This window comes from Sphingobium nicotianae, from assembly GCF_018603885.1.
GTDB classification, from domain to species: Bacteria; Pseudomonadota; Alphaproteobacteria; order Sphingomonadales; family Sphingomonadaceae; genus Sphingobium; species Sphingobium nicotianae.
This window is the reverse complement of the sequence record NZ_JAHGAW010000013.1, coordinates 70,793-90,126: the sequence shown is the minus strand read 5'-3', so window position 1 is coordinate 90,126 and position 19,334 is coordinate 70,793. Positions and strand designations below refer to the sequence as shown.

Genomic DNA, 19,334 nt, shown 5'->3' with positions numbered 1-19,334 from the left:
AGAACACGCCACGGCCCACCAAGCGTGACGTTTCCAAGGGCGATACGAAGTTCCCGGACAATCGATCCCGCATTAACGAAAAAAATTTACCTTGATTCGGGAACCGACTCGCCATGAGCCAAGATTTTGTAAAAGTGCGGAAAATCCTGTGAGCACTGGGCGACATACACAGCGCTCAACATGGCGGTTTTTCTGCACTGCAATAAGACCAAGCGGTGCATCCGAGCGACGAACGAATGGGCCGCAGGCGATAGACGGCGAATGCGAAGGGCGGACCGAAAGTCGGTGAAAAATCCGGAGCTGATCCCGTCCCTTGCTGCGCCTCCAGGATCGGGCCGCGCGTTGGCGAGCCGGGGAAGCCGTACCGAGAGCGGTCACCATTTTCACGCACTTAACCCGGATTTAACGCCACTCGCGCCATGAGGGGGTTCCTGATCGGCGGGCCAGAGCATGGACGAAATACTCGGAGAATTCATCGCGGAGACGCTGGAAACGCTGGAGACGCTCTCCGGCGAGATCGTCGCGTGGGAGGCTGATCCTTCCGAAAGCGCGCGTCTCGATGCCTTCTTCCGCTTCTTCCATACGGTGAAGGGGAGCTGCGGCTTTCTCAATCTGCCGCGTTTCGAGCGGCTTGCCCATTGCGCCGAGGACGTGCTCGCGGCCGTGCGGCGCGGCGAGCGGATCGCCGATCCCGCCACAGTCAGCGCCGTGCTCGCCGTCATGGACCGCATCGGGGCCCTCGCCCGCAGCATCGGCGAGGAAGAGCAGATTCCCGAATCGGAGGATGACGCGCTGCTCGACGCGCTGTCCATGAATTCGGGCGGTTTCGAGATTTTCGCCCCCCTCCCGGTGGCGACGCCCACCGGGGACGAGATCGCTATCGCGCCCGCCGAGGACGAGGATGAGGTGCGCGTCGACACGCCCGTTGCCGAGGCGCCCACGCGCCGCAGCAGCGATGGCGGGAGCCGGGAGCGCGCTCCGCGCACCATCCGCCTGCCGCTGGCCCTCATCGACCAGCTCATGAACGGCATTTCCGACATGGTGCTGGCGCGCAACGATCTGGCCCGCAAGATGCGCGACCATGGTGTCGGGCCGGATCTCGAAGGCAGCTTCGAGCGCCTGTCGGCCAATGTCGCGGACCTGCGCGACATGATCAGCAAGACGCGGATGCAGCGCGTCGACCGGCTCTATGCGGCCATTCCGCGCATGGTCCGTGACCTTACCCGCGAGCTCGGCAAGAAAGCCACGCTCGAGCTGGACGGCGGCGATGTCGAGATGGACCGCGAGATGGTCGAGATGGTCGTCGATCCGCTTACCCACATCGTGCGCAATGCGCTTGACCACGGCGTCGAGGCGCCGGCCGACCGGATCGCGGCGGGCAAGAGCGAAGCGGGCACCTTGCGCATCGTCGCGCGCCAGTCAGGCAACCAGATCGTCATCGAGATCAGCGACGACGGGCGCGGCATCAATCGTGCAGCGCTGGTCGAGAAGGCCATAGCGGCCCGTTTGTTCTCCGCGGCGGAGGCGTCCTTGCTCTCCGATGGCGAGAAGCTCAACCTCATCTTCCACCCCGGCCTCTCCACGGCGGCGGCGGTCACTTCCATTTCCGGCCGCGGCGTCGGCATGGACGTGGTGCGCGCCAATATCGAGCAGATCGGCGGTGTGATCGGTGTCACCAGTGCGGCGGGCCAGGGCACGACGATCACGATGCGCGTGCCGCTCACGCTCACCATCATTCCGGGCCTCATCGTGCGCAGTGGCGCGCTCTTCTTCGCCATGCCGCGCGGCAATGTCGTCGAGTTGCTGCACCAGAACAGCTCGATGATCGCGATCGAGACCATCGGCGGCGCACGGATCGCGACGATCCGTGGCGAGCGCTATTCGCTGATCGAGCTTGAGGATATTCTCGGCCTGGAGCGCAACACCGAGCTTTCCGGTCCGCGCACCCTCATGGTCGTGCGCTCGTCGATCGGCCAGCCCTATGTGCTCGGCGTCGAGGCGGTCGACAGCAATGAGGAGCTGGTTATCCGTCCGGCATCCCCCGCGATCACCGCCGCAGGCGTCTTTGCCGGGATGACGCTGCCCGACAACGGCCAGCCGATGCTTCTGCTCGATGCTGCCGGCCTTGCCCAGAAAGCCGAGCTGCCGCTGCGCGAGGCCGACAGCAAGGCGCGGCCGACCGCGATCAAGGCCGATGCCGATGTTCGGGCGGAGACGATCCAGGCCCTGGTCTTCTGCGAGCGCGACGGGAAGCAGCGCCTGCTGCCGCTCGCCGTGGTGGACCGGGTCGAGGATCTCGATGCCGGCCAGATCACGATCAGCGACGGCATCGCCTTCGCGCGGATCGACGGCCGCCTGATGCCGGCACTCAACACGCAGGGCGCCGAGACCGGAACACCCAAGTCGCTGCGTCTTCACGATGGCCATGAGCAGATCTCCTATCTGATCGAGGATGTCGTCGATATCATCGAAGTGCCACGCAAGCTCGACGCGCAGCTGTCCCAGGGCCGCATCGCCGGCCTGGTCATGGTCGGCGACACGCAGCTCGAAATGATCGATCCCTTCGCCGTCTTCGCCGAGGCGGCGGGCCGACGCGTGGGTGCGGGCGGCACGCGGCCGATCCAGTGCCTCATCGCCGATGCCGAGGATCCCTGGATGCGCAACATCCTGGCACCCCTGCTGCTCCAGGCCGGGCATGACGTGAGCTTCGGCGCCGCCGGCGACGGCACACCCGACATCATCCTGTGCAGCGATGAGGCCGCCGTCTGCGCCGCGGGCGATGTCCCCGTGCTGGCGCTGCGCGAAGTGGCCGATCCGGCGGCGGGCGGCCCCGCCTCCATCTACCGTTACGACCGCGAGACGATCATGGCCGCCATTGCGCAGGCCGTGCGGAGGGCTGCATGACCGATACCTTGTTCCTGTTCGCATCGATCGCCGGCGTGCCGATCGCGATCCGCACCGCCGAGATCGAGGCGGTCGTGCGCCTTGGCGACGTCGTGCCGATCCCGCTGGTGCAAAACCATGTGCGCGGCCTCGCCGCGCTGCGCAGCCGGGTGCTCACCGTGATCGACATGGAGGCGCGCATCTTCGGCACGTGCGGCCACGCGTCGCTGATCACGCTGGCCGTCATCGCGGACATCGCCGCGCACAGCTATGGCTTCATCGTCGATTCGGTCAGCGACATCACTCAGGCGCCCAACGGCATCCAGCCGATTCGCGGCCGGATCGATCCCGCCTGGGCACCCTATGCCGCGGGCCTTGTCGAGCATGACGGCCGCAGCCATCTGTTGCTGAGCCTGACCGATTTCGTCGCCGCGCCCGGAACGGCGCTCGCCGCCTGAGCATTTACGGAAACCTTACATCCTTTCTGTAGAGTCGACCGACAAGAGGGCCTCAAGGGTTGCACGCCATGCTGAACTGTCTCGTCGTCGATGATTCCAAAGTGATCCGCAAGGTCGCGCGACACATCCTCGAATCGCTCAACCTCAAGGTCGATGAGGCCGCGGACGGCCGCGAGGCGCTCGAGATGTGCGATGCGAAGCTGCCGGACGTGGTGCTGCTCGACTGGAACATGCCGGTCATGAGCGGCCTCGATTTCCTCAAGGAACTCTCGCGCCGCGACCTGCCGCAGCCGCCCAAGGTCATTTTCTGCACCACCGAGAACGGCGTCGACCATATCCGCGCGGCAGTCGATGCCGGCGCGGACGAATATGTGATGAAGCCGTTCGATCGCGACACGCTGGAGAGCAAGCTGCAGATCGTCGGCATCCTCTAAGTTCCCCTCCGAAAGCCAGGTCCGATGTCACCCGCCGTCGCCGAGAGCCCGGTCAGCCCTGACTCCGCGCGCCACGCGATCGACGTGCTGATCGTCGATGATTCGGTCGTCGTGCGGCGGATCGTGGCCAAGGTGCTCGGCGAGGACTCGCGCTTCCACGTCATCGGCGCCGTCGCGAGTGGCGCTCAGGCACTCGAATTCGTGCGCACCCACCCGGTGGACCTCGTGCTTCTCGACATGCAGATGCCGGGCCTCGATGGCCTGCAGGTTCTGCCCAAGCTGATGGCCGACGAGCGCAAGATCCAGGTCGTTCTGCTCTCCGGCAATTGCCGCGAAGGCAGTGAGCTCGCGCTTCACGCGCTGGCAGCCGGCGCCAGCGACGTGGTGGCCAAGCCCAGCGCGGGGCATTTCAGCGACCGGTTCGTCGAACATCTGATCGATCGGCTGGTCCATCTCGTCCCGCCCACCGAGCGGAGCCGCACGCCCGAGCGCGTCGACCAGGCGACCGCGCGCCTGCGCCCGCCCGGCAACATGGTCCGCGCCGTCGCGATCGGCGGCTCGACCGGCGGCATCAGCGCCATGATGACCCTGCTCGCCGGATTGGAAGGGAATGCCAACTTCCCGATCTTCATCACCCAGCATCTCCCCGCCAATTTCCAGGCCCTGTTCGCCGAGCAGCTTCGCCGCGCGACGCGCCTGCCGGTCGTCATCGCCGAGGACGGCATGGCGGTGCGGCCCGGCACGATCCACGTGGCGCCGGGCCGGGCCCATCTCTCGCTCGCCAAGGATGCGCGCGGCCATGTCTCGATCAGGCTCACCAACGAGCGCTGCCTCCACGGCAGCTATCCGGCGGTGGATCCGATGTTCGCCGGCGTTGCGCGCGTCTATGGCGCGGGCGCCTGCGGCGTCATCCTCTCGGGGATGGGACGCGACGGCCTCGCCGGCGCGCAGGCCATCGCCGAGGAAGGCGGATGGCTGATTGCGCAGGACCATGAGACCAGCGCCGTGTGGGGCATGCCCGGCTCCGTCGCCAAGGCCGGCCTCGCCAGCGCCATCCTGCCACCCCAGGCCATAGCAGACCTCATCATCGGTCAATGGAGAGCTGTCGCATGATGATCAGCCCACCCAACCGCGCGATCCAGCGCCTCGGTGATTTGTTGAGCCGCCACACCGGCCAGGCTTTGTCGGAGAGCCGCCGCTGGCGCATCGAGACCTCGCTGCGGCCACTGATGCGCGAGCGCGACTTCCCGTCGCTAGATGCCTTGCTCGCGGCGATCGATCGCGACACGGACGGCACGCTGCTGCTCGAAACGATCGACGCGATGCTCAATCATGAGAGCAGCTTCTTCCGCGACATTGCCGTCTTCCAGGCGATCGAGCGCAAAGTGCTCCCGGCCCTTCACGAGCATAGCCGCGAGAAGCTGCTGCGCATCTGGTGCGCGGGCTGCTCGACGGGGCAGGAAGCCTATTCGCTGGCGATGATGATCAAGCGCATGGGCGCGTTGTGGGATGGCTGGCGGGTCAGCATCCACGCGACCGACGTCTCGCCGGTCGCGATCGGCAAGGCGAAAAGCGGCCGCTACGCGCAGATCGACATGCAGCGCGGCCTGCCGATCAACGAGCTGCTGCGCTGGTTCACGCCGGTGGGCGAGGATTGGCAGATCGCCGACGAGATTCGCGAGATGGTCCATTTCCAGACGGACAATCTGCTCGATCCACGCCGGCTCTCCGGCACCTACGACCTCATCCTGTGTCGCAACGTCCTCTTCTATTTTCCCGAGGACAAGCGCCGCCTCGCCTGCGATCATATCGCGCACCACGCCCGCCAGGGCAGTTATCTCGTGCTCGGCGCGGGCGAGATGCTGACCGGGGGCAACAATCCCTTTTCGACCTGCCGCGAGCTCTCCTGCGTCTATGTCGCCGAGCGCCCGATGAGCGGCATCGGGCGCCTCGCTGGCTGAGAGCGCACCGCGCGTCCAAGCCCGCTTCCGCAGCGCGCACCGATCGGCTAGGGTCGCGGCCTGACGAGGTTCCCTGCCTCCCGCGGAAGAAAGTGGCAAAGTCCTGCATGATCGAGACGCCGTCGCCCAATTTCGATGAGCGCACACTGCCGATTTCCATCCTGGTGCTGCACTATACCGGCATGCCCGATGCGCCGAGCGCGATCAGCTGGCTCGCCAATCCGGAGAGCAAGGTCTCGGCGCATTATGTGGTCACCGAGGATGGGCAGATCGTCCGCATGGTCGACGAGAGCAAGCGCGCCTGGCATGCCGGCCGGTCCTACTGGCGCGGCATTACCAATGTGAACTCGGCCAGCATCGGCATCGAGATCGTCAATCCCGGTCATGAATGGGGTTATCGGCCCTTTCCGGACGCGCAGATCGATGCGCTGATCCCGCTCGTCCACGAGATCATGCAGCGCCACAGGATCACGCGCGGCAATGTCGTGGGCCACAGCGACATCGCCCCGGGGCGCAAGGACGATCCCGGCGAGCTCTTTCCCTGGCACAAGCTCGCGCGCCTGCGCCTCGCTTTGCCGCGCCCGACCAGGAACCTCATGGATCCGCACTGGAGCGACAGCGGCTTCATGCTCGCACTTGAGCGCTTCGGCTATGACATCAGCGACCCGCAGAAGGCCGTCATCGCCTTCCAGCGTCGCTTCCGGCCCGAGCTGCTCGACGGCGTGATCGACGGCGAATGCCGCGCCATCCTGCTGGCTTTGCTGCTGCCCCGCCCGCGCGGGGACGACTAGGGCCGTCTGCATCAGAACGAATCAGCCTGTGCTCCTGCGAAGGCGGGAGCACTAAGTCCTTCCGATCCGGACGAACCCCAGATCCGGCCGTCCCCGGCGCAGGCGCAGCTCAGCCTCCCGCTCGCTTCAGATAATCGGGTCCTTGACCCGCCTGCCGCCAATAATCTCCCAGGCCGATCGCGCGGCACAGCGGCAGGAACCGGGCATCGGCCCGCAGGGCCGCCGCCGATGGCATCCAGAGCATCATCGTCTTGCGCCGGTTCTGGTCGTTGATCGCGGGCTGGTCCGCCGGCCGGCCGAGCGATCCGACCAGACTCCCCTCCCGCAGCAGATAGCCCCTGCCGACATCATAGGCGACCGCCTCGGCACCGAGCAGCGGCAAGGTCAGGATCGCGCTGACCGCGCCAAACTGACCGAGGTTGGTTGCTGCGAGATTGGCGGCGACGGCGGCCGCGATGTCGGCGCGCGACCGGGTCTCCAGCGCGGCGCTGTTGCGTCGAAGGAGGTCGACCATCTCGTCCGGAAAATCGGGCCGGCGGGAGCGGTCTTCCACCATCCTGCGCGCCATCGGCGCGCGCCCGGTGAGACCGAAGGTCCAGTAACGCGCCAGCCACACTGACGGGTGGCGCGGCCAGAGCTGCAATGCCCGGTCGGCGGTCTGGTCGGCTTCCTTGAGACGGCCCCGCGCCCAGAGCTGATAGACATGCCGATACTGGAAGCTCGGCGAGAGCGGCTCGCGCTCGACAAGGCGATCGATGATCGCCGTGCCGGCCTCGACCCGCCCGACTTCCATCAGGATGAGCGCGAGCCGGGCCTGCGCCGCGACATTGTCGGGCGCGGCGGCGAGGATGCCGCGCAGCGTCTGCTCGGCCGAATGCCAGAGCCCGAAATCCGGCGTCAGCATTTCCAGCGCGACCCGCGCATCAGGCTGCCCGGGTTGCAGATCAAGCGCGCGCCGGGCCGCGAGCTGCGTCGACGACACGGCTTGGGCGGTGGCATCGGGCGCCGCATATTCGGCAACCGCGGCCCAGGACAAAGCGAGCTTGCCCCAGATCGCCGCGTCATCCGGCGTCAACTTCAGCGCCTCGCGATAGAAACCGATACCCTGTTCGTCGGCATCCGGCATGTCGTTGCGCCGCACGATGTCGCCGCGCTCGACCAGCGCGGCGGCCTGCCGCTCACCGGCAGACTGATGCCGCCACGCATAGATGCCGCCGCCACCCGCCACGGCCACGCCGGCAGCGATCGCGCCACCCAGAAGCTTGCGACGTGAAACGGCAGGGCCGGAGGGATCGGGCGTCTCGGGCGCGGGCGCCACGACATCCGCTCCTCCGGAGGCGGGCAGCCCATCCAGGCGGTAGCCGGTCTTCGGGATGGTTTCGACGGAGATCTCGCTGCCGACCGCCTGCAAGGCGCGGCGCAATTCGAAGATGGCGCGGTTGAGAGCATCATCGCCGACCACGACACCGTTCCAGCACCGCTCGAACAGGGTCGCGCGGGTCACGACGCCGCCGCCGGCATCGACCAGAACGAGCAGCACCTGCATGATTCGCGGCTCGACCGCCAGCGTCGCCGCCGGGCCTTCAAGTGTGCGCGCTGCCGGCAGAATCCGGACGCCCCCCAGATTGAACGCCGGTCGCTCGACCGGCGAGCCGGCGCCCGGGAACGGTTCGTTGAGCCGGTTCAGACGACGCACTCCCCATGCGCGGAGAAAATGATCAGGAAATCATCATATGCCGATCATTGGCTTTTGTCACGGCAAGCGCCCCCATGCGGCGCCGTCGCCACGACGGCTCAAGTGGGAGACAATCATGCTGCACAGGATCCTCTATTCCGCCGCTCTTCTGGCGACGGCCATTCCGATGGCGGCCCATGCCGCCGTGTTCACCTTCACCGGCCAGTTCTCGAACGACACGCCGACGCCGCTGCCCAACCCCGCCTGCGCCGCGGGCCAGGTCTTCGTCGACTTCAACCCCAACAACTCGACCGCCCACGGAACGTCGAACATGGGCGATTTCGGGCCATCGCAGAGCCACTGCATCGCACCGGGTCAGCCCTATACCGGCATCTTCAGCTTCGCATTCGATCCGGGCAACGACCTGTTCGGCACCACCGCAGGATCGATGACGCCGACCGCGACCCCGGGCGTCTTCAACAGCTTCGTGACCTATACGGTGACGGGTGGCACCGGGCGGTTCCTGGGCGCCAGCGGCAGCATTGCGGGCGTCGGCCTGCTCGACCGTCGGCCGGCGCGCCCGCTCAATCACCTCGACCTGACCGGCACCCTGAACATGCCCGCCGTGCCGGAGCCGGCAACGTGGGGGCTTATGCTGACGGGCCTCGGCCTGACCGGCGCGGCGATGCGCCGGCGCCCGGCACGAGCGATGGCCGTGCGGTTCATCGCCTGACGCGGCGGCCGCACGCGGTACGACATTCACCCCCTAGCCCTGGCCCCGAAATCGGCCTTTAATGGGCGTGATCGGCAATGGGGCAAGGGGGTGGTGCATGAACTGGAGAAACAGCCTGCTGGCAGGCGCGGCGCTGACGCTGCTGGCGGGCGCGGGATATGCGGCAGACGGCCCGCTCCGTCCCGACCAGACCGCCTTCCGCGCGCTCTACAAGGAGCTGGTTGAGACCGACACCAGCATCACGACGGGGAGCTGCACCGCCCTCGCCGACAAGATCGAGGCGCATCTGCGCGCGGCGGGCTACGACGATGCCGCGATCACCCGCTTCGCCGTGCCGGAAGCGCCGAAGGAAGGCGGGCTGGTGGCCGTCCTGCCCGGCACCTCCAAAACCTTGAAGCCCATCCTGCTGCTCGGCCATCTCGACGTCGTCGTCGCCAAGCGCGAGGACTGGACCCGCGATCCCTACACGCTGATCGAGGAAAACGGCTATTTCTACGGCCGCGGGACGTCCGACATGAAGGCGCTGGACGCGATCTGGATCGACATGATGATCCGCTTCAAGAAGGAGGGCACCAGGCTCAAGCGCACGCTCAAGCTCGCCCTGACCTGTGGCGAGGAGACCAGCACGGCGTTCAACGGCGCGAACTGGCTGGCCCAGAACAAGCGCGACCTGATCGACGCCGAATTCGCGCTCAACGAGGGTGGCGGCGGCCGTACCGACGGCCATGGCAAGGTCGTCCAGATGTCGATGCATGTCGGCGAGAAGGCGGCGGTCAATTACCGGATCGAGGCGACCAATCCCGGCGGCCACAGCTCCGCGCCGGTGCGCGACAATGCGATCTACGAGCTCTCCGACGCGCTGGCGAAGATCCGCGACCATGAATTCCCGCTGATGTTGAACGACACCACGCGCGCCTTCTTCTCCAGGCTCGGGCCGACCCGCAATGACGAGATCGGCAAGGCGATGACGGCGATCGTCGCCAATCCGCAGGACAAGGCGGCCGAAGCGACCCTCAACGGCGACAAGAGCTATCACTCGATGCTGCGTACCACCTGCGTCGCCACCTTGCTCGACGGCGGCCATGCCAACAATGCGCTGCCGCAGCGCGCCGGGGCCAACATCAATTGCCGCATCTTCCCCGGCGTCTCGTCCGATGAGGTGCGCCTGGAGCTGGAAAAGGTGATCGCCGACCCGCGCATGACCGTGAAGCAGACCGACGATCGCGGCCCGCTCGCCAAGTCGCCGCCGCTCACGCCCGCCATGCTCGGCCCGGCCGAGAAGCTGGTCGCCAAATATTATCCCGGTGTGCCGCTGGTGCCGACCATGTCGACCGGCGCGACCGACGGCATCTTCCTCGAAGCGGTCGGCATCCCCTCCTACGGCCCGCCCGGCACCTATGGCGATCCGGACGGCAACGGCACGCACGGCCTCAACGAGCGGGCGATCGTCAAGGGCGTCTATACCGGGCGCGATTTCCTGACCGAACTGGTGAAGGATTATGCCTCGCGTTGACTCATCGTCACCCCAGCGAAAGCTGGGGTCTCATGCGGACGCGAGCGCTCTCCCGAACGAGATCCCAGCTTTCGCTGGGATGACGCTGGAGTTTGGTTGCATGGGGATGACTTAGCCCCCGTCCTGCCCTATATCCCCCCCGCCAGGCGGCCGGGCGATCGCGGCGGTGCTTGCACCGGCGAGGAAAGTCCGGGCTCCACGAAACGACGGTGCCGGATAACGTCCGGCGGCTTCCCTCGCGGGGAGTCAGGGACAGTGCAACAGAGAGCAGGTCACGAAGACTTCGGTCCCGTGAACAGTGAAAGGGTGCGGTAAGAGCGCACCGCGCCCCCGGCAACGGCGGGCGGCGAGGTAAACCCCACCGGGAGCAAGACCGAATAGGGGCGGCGCGCGACTCACGTCGCAGGGCATGTTTCTGCCCAGTCGCCCGGGTTGGTTGCTTGAGGCGTCCGGCAACGGCCGCCCTAGAGGAATGATCGCCCATCCGCCCGCGCGTCCCGCAAGGGATACGGCGGCGGTGGACAGAACCCGGCTTACAGGCCGCCTGGCAAATATCCCGCAGCCTCTGCCTGCCTGCACCGCACGCAGAAGCACATCGTCGAAGGCAATCGGCCTGATTCGGGGCGCTTTCACCCCGGATTGCCTTTCCCCAGCAATAAAGTGAGGCTATCGTCGTCGGTCATGGCGAAAGCAGGCAGAAATAATGACTGGGGATTTCCCCGCTGGCGGGGCTATGGCTCGGGCCGCGAGGCGCAGCAGGTGCGCCTGTGCGACCGGCATGGCTGCGACAGGCCCGGCGATTGCCCGGCGCCCAAATCGCCCAACAGCCCCGAGCGCTGGTATTTCTGCCAGGAGCATGCCGGCGAGTATAATCGCGGCTGGGACTATTTTCAGGGCCTCGACGAGGAAGAGCGCAACCAGCGCATGCACGACGAGGCGCGCGACGCCTCGGGCTTCAGGCAGAGCGCGCATCACCAATGGGCCGGGCCGGGCGACGGCAGCCGCTCGCGCGACGAGATGCGCGCGCTCGACGTGCTCGGGCTGGAGAGCGACGCGGACTTCGAGACGGTGCGCAAGAGCTGGCGCGCGCTCGCCAAGGAATGCCATCCCGACGTGAAGCCGGGCGACGCCGAGGCGGCCAAGCGCTTCCAGGCGATCCAGGCCGCCTATGACGTGCTGCGCGTGGCGGAGGAGCGCAAGAGCTGGAAGCCCGCCGGATGACCACGCGCCGCGCGAAGGCGCGCTGGGCCAATGCCGTTCTCGTCTGCCGGAAATGCTCGAAGAAGCTCAGGAAGGGCGGCTTCGGCCCGCATGGCGACCAGACCCTCGCCAAGGCGCTGCGCAAGCATCTCCACCTCGGCAAGGGGCCGAAATCGCGCGCCGGCATCGTCGAGGTCTCCTGCCTCGACCTGTGCCCCAAGCGTGCGGTCGCGGTGATCGACGGGCGCCATCCCGACCAGTGGCTGGTGGTGCGCCCGGGCGCCAGTCTCGATGGCCTCGCCCACGAGCTCGGCCTCAGGGGCGAGAGCTGATGCGCAGCACCGCGGACGGCGTGACGGTGCGCCTCTATCACCTCTCCGAAGCGGAAGGCGGGGGCGCCGAGACCCTGATGTACGGCTCGCTCGCCGACGCGCTGGCCATGGCCGCGCAGCAGAGCGAGGCGGTTCAGGCCGGCCTGTTCATCGCGACGGACAATGACGTTGTGGCCTATCTCGACCTGATCGGGGAGTGAGCGGACCGCTGACCATCGCGGCGGTGCAGTGCGCGGCGCTGTTCGATGATGTCGCGGCCACGAGCGCCCATATCCTCGCCCGCGCCCGCGAGGCGACAAAGGCCGGCGCCCGGCTGATCGTCTTTCCGGAAGCCTATCTGACGGGCCACAGCTACAATGCCGCTTTGGTCGCGAAGCGCGCGATGCCGATCGACGATCCGGCCATCCTGACCCTCGCCGAAGCGCTGGCAGCGTTGCCGGTCGTCGCGATCGTCGGCTTCTTCGAGCGGCGCGGCGACCTCATCCACAACAGCGCGATGGTCATCGCGGACGGGCGGGTGGTCGGCACATACGCCAAGATCGATCCCCGCGAGGCCGGCTGCACACCCGGCACGCAACGGCCGGTCTTCGCCTGCGAGGACTGGCCCTTCGCCATCAGCATCTGCCGCGACACGCGCTCCTCCGAGCTGGCGCTGGACCTCGCCGCGCGCGGCGCCCGGCTGCTCGTCTATCCGCTGGGCAACATGCTGCCGCCCGAGGCAGCCGAGGTGAATCGCGACCTCACGGCCACCGGCCATATCGATCGCGCGCGGGAAACCGGATGCTGGGTGGTGAGCGCCGACGTCGTCGGCACGCAGGGCGACTGGGTCGCCCATGGCAACACCCGCGTCATCACGCCCGACGGCGAGATCGTCGCCGATGTGCCGGCGGGCGAGACAGGCATGATCGTCAGGACGATCGGCTGACACTCTTTCACCCCTCCCTTTCAAGGGAGGGGACGGGGGTGGGTGTCGCGCAGCGATCTGAACGTGGCCAGCCCCACCCCAACCCCTCCCCTAATGGGGAGGGGCTAAGACCAGTCACCGCCGCTCGTAGGGCTTGACCCCCGGCCCGATCACATTCGCCCCCACCGCCAGCTTGTCGTGCGCCCAGTCGGCGAGGAAGGCGCTGTTGCGCACCAGCCCGGGCACGTAGCTCGCGCGATTGCCCTGCACCACCAGCCCCGCCGAGCCATTCTCGTTGCCCTCGGCGCCAAGCGCGATGAAGGCGCTCCAATTCTCCTTGTCGCGGCCCTGCACCATCACGTTGTTCTCGATGCGGCCGGTCGCGCCGGCGGGCAGGTCGATCATGTAGTTGGTCTGCTTGCCCTGGCTGTCGTCGAAGCTGTTGTCGATGACCTCCACATGCGGCGCGCGGCTCTTCACATAATGACCGCCATTGCCCGCCTCGAAGCGCGAGCGGGTGACGCTGAGCGAGCCATAGCCGCCGATATAGATGCTGTGCGCGCAGTCGAGATCGCGGTCGCAGCGGCCGAGGCGGCTGAAGGTCGAGCGGTCGATCCTGATCGCGCCATTGGGGTCGCCGCCGGTCAATATGCCTTCCTCGCTGTTGCGAAAGGTCGAGTAAGCGACGCTGAGATTGCCCGCCTCGAGCCGGATGCCCGCGCCATTGCCGTCCGGCACCGCCATGCCCTGGAAGACCAGGCCGTCGATCGTCGCGCTGCGGCCGCGCAGCACCAGCGCCGCCTTCTGCTCGCAGATGGTGCGATCGAAGATGGCGGTGCCGCGCTCGCGGGCGCGGATCGTGATGCTGCCCGCGCCCTGCACGGCGCACTGGCGATAGGTGCCGGGCGCCACCAGGATCGTGCCCTCGCCCTCGCCGATCGCGCCGATCGCGTCGGCGAGCCGGCCATAGCCCCGCCCCGTCTCGACCACGGTGAAGGGCGCACCCGCCTGCTGGGCGGAGGCGAGCGTCGCGAGGCCGACGGCGATCAGCGGAAAGGCGAGAAGGGCAAATCTTTTCATGCGCCTCTCTGTATCGGCGCGGCCGGGCCGGAGCAATTGCGATGGCACGCGCGACTGTCCAGTTTCAGGCCAGTCTCGCCCTCACGACATTGTGCGCGGCCGGTAGGGATCGGGCCGGATGTCGATCCGTGGCCGCCCCTGTTCCCAGAGCAGGCGAAGGCCGCGCACCCGGACGAGATAGCCAAGCCCGATCAGCGCCGCGATGAAGCCCGACGAGCCGCCGATGATCATCGCGATGCGCGGCCCCCAATGATCGGCCACCCAGCCCATAGCCGGCGCGCCGATCGGCAGGCCGCCGAGCATGACGGCGAGGTAGATCGCCATCACCCGCCCGCGCATCGAGCGATCGGTGGAGAGCTGGACGAAGCCGTTGCCCGAGGTGTTCACCGTCTGCATGAACAGGCCGACGACGAGCAGCGCCGCGCCGAACAGCAGGAAGCTCGGCGCCAGCGCGGCGAGGATCATGACGCAACCGAAGCAGAAGGCGCCGCCGATGATGTGATAGAGCCGCGGCCGGTCGCGCCGCGCCGCCAGCAGCGCGCCGAGCACCGAGCCGATCGCCATGACCGAGGTGAGCAGGCCATAGTCGCTGGCGCCCTTGTGGAAGACGGCGACCGACATGACGCTGACGAACACGCCGAAGTTCATGCCCAGCATGCCCAGGAAGAACAGCATGACCATCAGCGACACCAGGTCCGGCCGGTTGCGCAGGTAGCGGAAGCCGTCGAGCAGGCGCATCTGCCGCGGCCCGTCGCTCTCATGCTGCCGGTGGAGATCGGTGACATTCATGCGTGTCAGCGCGATCAAGGTCGTCCCGAACGAGAGGCCGTTGAAGATGAATACCCAGCCCGTGCCGACCAGTGCGATCAGCAGGCCGGCCAGCGCCGGCCCCATCGTCCGCGAGAGCTGGAAGGCGGTGCTGTTGATCGCCACCGCATTGCCGATCGCATCTTCGCTCACCAGCTCGGACACGAAGCTGTGCCGCGCGGGCGAATCGAAGGCCATGCCGCAGCCCAGGAAGAAGGCGAGGATATAGACGTGCCAGAGCTGCGCCAGGCCGCTTACGACATCGATGCCGAGGATGAGCGCCAGCGCGCCCATGCCGCACTGGATGGCGATGAGCAGCTTGCGCCGGTCGATATGGTCGGCAAGCGATCCGGTGACGGTGACGAGCAGAACCTGCGGGATGAACTGCAGCGCGGTGACGATGCCCACCGCGCCCGCGCTGTGATGGGTGAGCTGCGTCAGCACCAGCCAGGTCTGCGCGGTGCCCTGCATCCAGGTGCCGGTGTTCGAGATGATGTTGGCACCGACCCACAGCCGGAAATTGCGATTGCCGAGCGATCGAAACGTGCCCCCTCGTGCCGGCGATGTCATGCGGCTTTCCTCACCTGCGCTCCCAGGACGACGTGGCGATTCTTCGCGCCACGGGCGGTCCTTAAGTCGATGTGATGCTATAAGTAAGCCCGCTATTCATCGTCTTGCCGGGATCGGCAGTATCGCAGGCGCGAAACGGCGTTGCGTCAGATGGCACGGCGCGGGGCTCGGACCTTGCCTAGACCAGAGCGTTGACGGCCTGCGCCAGGGCATCGGCCAGATCGCGCTGGCTGAACGGCTTGCCGAGCTTGCGCAGGCTGGCCGGGGCGTCGGCCGGGAGCTCTCCGTAACCCGTCGCCAGGATGATCGGGATGCCGGGCCGCAGCGCAAGCGCCTGCTCCGCGAACTGGACGCCGGTCATGTGGGGCATGGCCTGATCGGTGATGATCAGATCGAGATCGCCGCAGGATTGCAGCAGGGCGAGCGCATCGCGGCCATTGCCCGCTTCGATCACGCCATGGCCGAGATCCTCCAGCAGCGCGACCGTGTTCATCAGCACCAGGCCATCATCATCGACGACCAGAATCTTCATCGCGGCTGTTGGAGAAGGCGCCGGGGCAGCCGCCACGGGTGCGGTTTCGGACGGGGCCACCGCAGTCGGCACGGCGGGAAGCCAGAGTTCGGCCGTCGTCCCCTCGCCCGGTGCGCTCTGCAGGACCAGCCGGCCGCCCATCTGCTCGGCCAGGCCGTGGATCATCGACAGGCCGAGGCCCGTCCCCTTGCCGACGCCCTTGGTGGTGAAGAAAGGCTCCGTCGCGTGCGCGAGGGTCCGCGCGTCCATGCCCGTACCGGTATCGATCACCGCGAGCGTCACGTAGGAGCCGGGCTCCAGCTTGTCGATCACGCCGGGTTTCACCCGCTCCTGGCGCGCCGTGATCGCGATCGTGCCGCCATCGGGCATCGCGTCACGCGCATTCACGGCAAGGTTCAGCAACGCCATTTCGAGCTGGTTGGCATCGGCGAGCACTTGCGGCAGGCTCAGCGGAAACTGGAGACTGATCGAATAGGATGGCCCGAGCGTTCGCTCCAGCAGGTCGCTCATGTTGCGGACCAGGGCAGGAATGTCGATCGCCTCGAAGGTCAGATCCTGGCGCCGCGCGAAGGCCAGCATTCGCTGCGTGAGGGCTGCGCCGCGCAGGGTGCCCTGCATGGCGTTGTCGATCAGACGGTGCAGCTGCGGATCGGACGGAACCCGCTTTTCGAGCAGGGCGAGGCTGCTCTGGATCGCCATCAGCAGATTGTTGAAGTCATGCGCGACACCACCGGTCAGCTGCCCGATCGCTTCCATCTTCTGCGACTGGAACAGGGCTTCGCGCGCCTCGTCGAGCTTGCGCTGCACTTCCTCGCGTTCGGTCACGTCGCGCGTGATCTTGGCGAAACCGACGATCGCGCCGCTCTCATCCCGGATGGGATCGATGACGACGCTTGCCCGGAAGCGCGTGCCGTCCTTGCGCTGGCGCCATCCTTCCGCTGCGAAGCGGCCTTCCTCTCTCGCGATGGCGAGAGCTCTCTCCGGCCCCCCGGCCGCGCGATCCTCCTGCGTATAAAAACGCGAGAAATGCTGGCCGATGATTTCCTCGGGCGCATAGCCCTTGATGCGCTCCGCACCGGCGTTCCAGCTCACCACATGGCCGGTCTCGTCGAGCCGATAGATGGCGTAGTCGGTGACGCTCTGCACGAGCAGCCGAAACTGCTCCTCGCTTTGCCGCAGCTCTTTGGCCGCGATCTGCCGCTCGGTCAGGTCGCGCGTGATCTTGGCGAAGCCGAGCAATTCGCCGCTGGCCGCCCAGATCGGATCGATGACGACATGGGCCCAGAAACGCTCGCCATTCTTGCGCAGCTGCCAGCCTTCCCACTCGAACTTGCCCTGCGTCCGCGCGGTGCGCAGCGCCTCCTCCGGCACGCCGGCATCGCGGTCTTCCGGCGTATAGAAGCGGGAGAAATGCTGGCCGACGATTTCGTCGGCGCGATAGCCCTTGAGGCGCTGCGCGCCGCTGTTCCAGTTGCTGATGATCCCCGTCGGGTCGAGCATGTAGATGGCATAATCGGTGATCGCATCGACGAGCAGGCGATAGCGCCCCTCACTGGAGGTCGAGTCCGCAAAACCCTGGTCACTCGACATTCCGCCCCGTCCTCATGCGTCCGTGCTTCTCCCCGATGTACAAAAACCAATCATCGTCGACTTTGTTCCCCCGCGATGGTCGCCAGACGCGGTCAGACCTCGGTCCGACCCTTGAAGCCCTGCGCGACGACGAACCACTCGACCGACCCCTTGCGGCTCGACGGCGGCTTGGCATGCTTCACCGTCTTGAAGGCGCTCTTGAGCTGCCGCAGCAGCGTGTCGTCCGTGCCGCCCGCGAACACTTTCGAGACGAACGCGCCGCCCGGCTTCAGCGTGGCGATGGCGAATTCCGCCGCCGCCTCGACCAGGCCCATCGTGCGCAGATGGTCCGTCTGGGGATGGCCGACGGTGTTGGCCGCCATGTCCGAGACGACGAGGTCCGGCGCCTCGCCCAGCTCCGCGATCAGCCGATCGGGCGCGTCGTCGGCCATGAAGTCCATCTGCAGCAAGGTGACGCCGGGGATCGGATCGACCGGCAGCAGATCGATGCCGACCACCGCCGCCTTGGGCGAGACCCGGCGCACCACCTGCGCCCAGCCGCCGGGCGCGACACCCAGATCGACGACATGGCGCACGCCGCGCAGCAGGCCGAACTTCTCGTCCAGCTCCAGCAGCTTGTAGGCCGCCCGGCTGCGATAGCCCTCGGCCTTGGCGCGCTTCACATAGGGATCGTTCAGTTGCCGCGCGAGCCAGCGCGTCGATTGCGCGGTGCGGCCACGCGCGGTCTTGACGCGCTTGTCCGCCGGCTTGTCTCCGCGCGCCATCAGCCGAGCTGCCGGCTCGACGCGCTGTCGAGCAAAGCGCGCAGGATGCCCTCGCGGATACCGCGGTCGGCGACGCCCAGCCGGTCGGCCGGCCAGATGTCGAGGATGCTCTCCAGGATCGCGCAGCCCGCCACGACCAGATCGGCGCGCTCGTCGCCGATGCAGGGCAGGCTCATCCGTTCGTCGAGGCTCATCGAGGAGAGGCGCGCGGCAATCTCCCGCATCGACGCGGCCGGCACGATGAGGCCGTCGACCGCCGCCCGGTCATAGCGCGGCAGGCCGAGATGGACGCTCGCCAGTGTCGTGACCGTGCCCGAGGTGCCGAGCAGCCGCACCGGCGCCCGGGCGGGCAGGCGCGCGGCGAACCCCGCGAAGGCCTCGCGCATCCGGCGCAGCATCTGGCCATAGGCGGCGAGGCGCTCGGCCGGACCGTCGCCATGCCCGCCGACCGCCTCGGCCAGCGACACCACGCCGAGCGGCGCGCTCAGCCAGTCGATGATGCGCAGATTGTCGCGCTTGCCCTCGAGCAGCACCAGCTCGGTCGAGCCGCCGCCAATGTCGAAGATCATCGCCGGCCCGTCGCCCTCCTCGAGCAGCGCCTGGCAGCCGAGCACGGCGAGGCGCGCCTCCTCCCGCGCCGAGATGATGTCGAGCATGATGCCGGTCTCGGCGGCGACGCGCGCGACGAATTCGGCGCCATTCGCCGCCTGCCGGCACGCCTCGGTCGCCACCGAGCGCGAGAGCACGACACGGCGCCGGCGCAGCTTCTCCGCGCAGACCATCAGCGCCGAGATGGTCCGGTCGATCGCGGCGTCCGAGAGCCGCCCGGTCGCGGACAGCCCCTCGCCCAGCCGCACGATCCGCGAGAAGGCGTCGACGATGACGAAGCGCTCGCCCTCGGGGCGGGCGATCAGCAGGCGGCAATTGTTGGTGCCGAGATCGAGCGCGGCGAAATTGCCACGCGGGGGTGCGCGGCGCGGCGCCACCTCTTCCCCCCCTGCTCCGCTCCCGCGCGGCCCATCGACATCGAGCCAAGGTCCAGTGCGCGGCGCGGCCGTGGCCCTGTGCGCCATGTGACCGTACCTTCCTCACCAGCGAAACAAATCG

The 19,334-nt window shown here is 67.5% G+C and carries 18 protein-coding genes and 1 other RNA gene; 13 read left to right on the top strand and 6 right to left on the bottom strand.

From position 1 onward, the window contains the following. The first annotated feature begins 450 nt into the window (after positions 1 to 450). From KK488_RS18320 to KK488_RS18295, 6 genes are all read left to right on the top strand, one after another. The gene (locus tag KK488_RS18320; RefSeq protein WP_214625149.1) at positions 451 to 2,904 is read left to right on the top strand and encodes a chemotaxis protein CheA; all 2,454 of its coding nucleotides are present in this window, start codon (positions 451 to 453) and stop codon (positions 2,902 to 2,904) included. Then, positions 2,901 to 3,341 (top strand): chemotaxis protein CheW, encoded by a 441-nt coding sequence (locus KK488_RS18315; RefSeq protein WP_214625148.1) that lies wholly within the window; start codon positions 2,901 to 2,903, stop codon positions 3,339 to 3,341. The genes KK488_RS18320 and KK488_RS18315 overlap by 4 nt, the downstream gene beginning before the upstream one ends. Positions 3,342 to 3,409: 68 nt before the next feature. Then, positions 3,410 to 3,775, top strand: a complete 366-nt coding sequence (locus KK488_RS18310; protein ID WP_214625147.1) for a response regulator — start codon at positions 3,410 to 3,412, stop codon at positions 3,773 to 3,775. A gap of 24 nt (positions 3,776 to 3,799) precedes the next feature. Beyond that, the gene (cheB, locus tag KK488_RS18305; RefSeq protein ID WP_214625146.1) at positions 3,800 to 4,888 is read left to right on the top strand and encodes a chemotaxis-specific protein-glutamate methyltransferase CheB; all 1,089 of its coding nucleotides are present in this window, start codon (positions 3,800 to 3,802) and stop codon (positions 4,886 to 4,888) included. Then, positions 4,885 to 5,736, top strand: coding sequence for a CheR family methyltransferase (locus KK488_RS18300; RefSeq protein ID WP_214625145.1), 852 nt, complete (start codon positions 4,885 to 4,887; stop codon positions 5,734 to 5,736). The genes cheB and KK488_RS18300 overlap by 4 nt, the downstream gene beginning before the upstream one ends. Positions 5,737 to 5,843: 107 nt before the next feature. After that, positions 5,844 to 6,527 carry an N-acetylmuramoyl-L-alanine amidase gene (locus KK488_RS18295; RefSeq protein WP_214625144.1) on the top strand — a complete coding sequence of 228 codons (684 nt, stop codon included), beginning with the start codon at positions 5,844 to 5,846 and terminating at the stop codon, positions 6,525 to 6,527. A 109-nt stretch (positions 6,528 to 6,636) separates the two neighbouring features. On the opposite strand, the gene KK488_RS18290 is transcribed toward KK488_RS18295, so the two are convergent. Then, the gene (locus tag KK488_RS18290) at positions 6,637 to 8,223 is read right to left on the bottom strand and encodes a tetratricopeptide repeat protein (RefSeq protein ID WP_214625143.1); all 1,587 of its coding nucleotides are present in this window, start codon (positions 8,221 to 8,223) and stop codon (positions 6,637 to 6,639) included. Positions 8,224 to 8,338: 115 nt separating this feature from the next. On the opposite strand from KK488_RS18290, the gene KK488_RS18285 reads away from it, so the two are divergent. The 7 genes from KK488_RS18285 (at position 8,339) to KK488_RS18255 (ending at position 12,905) form a co-directional block, all read left to right on the top strand. Beyond that, positions 8,339 to 8,935, top strand: a complete 597-nt coding sequence (locus KK488_RS18285; protein WP_250890709.1) for a PEPxxWA-CTERM sorting domain-containing protein — start codon at positions 8,339 to 8,341, stop codon at positions 8,933 to 8,935. Positions 8,936 to 9,032: 97 nt separating this feature from the next. Continuing rightward, positions 9,033 to 10,448 (top strand): M20/M25/M40 family metallo-hydrolase, encoded by a 1,416-nt coding sequence (locus KK488_RS18280; RefSeq protein WP_214625142.1) that lies wholly within the window; start codon positions 9,033 to 9,035, stop codon positions 10,446 to 10,448. A 142-nt stretch (positions 10,449 to 10,590) separates the two neighbouring features. Continuing rightward, positions 10,591 to 11,000: RNase P RNA component class A (gene rnpB / locus KK488_RS18275), an RNA gene on the top strand. Between the two features lie 129 nt (positions 11,001 to 11,129). Beyond that, complete coding sequence (locus KK488_RS18270) at positions 11,130 to 11,669, top strand: J domain-containing protein (RefSeq protein ID WP_214625141.1); 540 nt, start codon at positions 11,130 to 11,132, stop codon at positions 11,667 to 11,669. Next, positions 11,666 to 11,980, top strand: coding sequence for a (2Fe-2S) ferredoxin domain-containing protein (locus tag KK488_RS18265; RefSeq protein ID WP_214625140.1), 315 nt, complete (start codon positions 11,666 to 11,668; stop codon positions 11,978 to 11,980). Before KK488_RS18270 ends, KK488_RS18265 begins: the two co-directional genes overlap by 4 nt. Then, positions 11,980 to 12,180: a hypothetical protein gene (locus KK488_RS18260; protein WP_214625139.1), complete on the top strand. Its 201-nt coding sequence runs from the start codon at positions 11,980 to 11,982 to the stop codon at positions 12,178 to 12,180. Before KK488_RS18265 ends, KK488_RS18260 begins: the two co-directional genes overlap by 1 nt. Then, the gene (locus KK488_RS18255) at positions 12,177 to 12,905 is read left to right on the top strand and encodes a carbon-nitrogen hydrolase family protein (protein ID WP_214625138.1); all 729 of its coding nucleotides are present in this window, start codon (positions 12,177 to 12,179) and stop codon (positions 12,903 to 12,905) included. The genes KK488_RS18260 and KK488_RS18255 overlap by 4 nt, the downstream gene beginning before the upstream one ends. Before the next feature lie 114 nt (positions 12,906 to 13,019). On the opposite strand, the gene KK488_RS18250 is transcribed toward KK488_RS18255, so the two are convergent. From KK488_RS18250 to KK488_RS18230, 5 genes are all read right to left on the bottom strand, one after another. After that, positions 13,020 to 13,964 carry a right-handed parallel beta-helix repeat-containing protein gene (locus KK488_RS18250; protein WP_214625137.1) on the bottom strand — a complete coding sequence of 315 codons (945 nt, stop codon included), beginning with the start codon at positions 13,962 to 13,964 and terminating at the stop codon, positions 13,020 to 13,022. A gap of 81 nt (positions 13,965 to 14,045) precedes the next feature. Further along, positions 14,046 to 15,341 carry an MFS transporter gene (locus KK488_RS18245; RefSeq protein WP_214625136.1) on the bottom strand — a complete coding sequence of 432 codons (1,296 nt, stop codon included), beginning with the start codon at positions 15,339 to 15,341 and terminating at the stop codon, positions 14,046 to 14,048. Positions 15,342 to 15,519: 178 nt separating this feature from the next. Continuing rightward, positions 15,520 to 17,463 carry a hybrid sensor histidine kinase/response regulator gene (locus KK488_RS18240; RefSeq protein ID WP_214625135.1) on the bottom strand — a complete coding sequence of 648 codons (1,944 nt, stop codon included), beginning with the start codon at positions 17,461 to 17,463 and terminating at the stop codon, positions 15,520 to 15,522. A gap of 92 nt (positions 17,464 to 17,555) precedes the next feature. Then, positions 17,556 to 18,227, bottom strand: a complete 672-nt coding sequence (locus KK488_RS18235; protein WP_214625134.1) for an RlmE family RNA methyltransferase — start codon at positions 18,225 to 18,227, stop codon at positions 17,556 to 17,558. Continuing rightward, complete coding sequence (locus KK488_RS18230) at positions 18,227 to 19,300, bottom strand: Ppx/GppA phosphatase family protein (protein WP_214625133.1); 1,074 nt, start codon at positions 19,298 to 19,300, stop codon at positions 18,227 to 18,229. The genes KK488_RS18235 and KK488_RS18230 overlap by 1 nt, the downstream gene beginning before the upstream one ends. Positions 19,301 to 19,334: the final 34 nt, after the last annotated feature.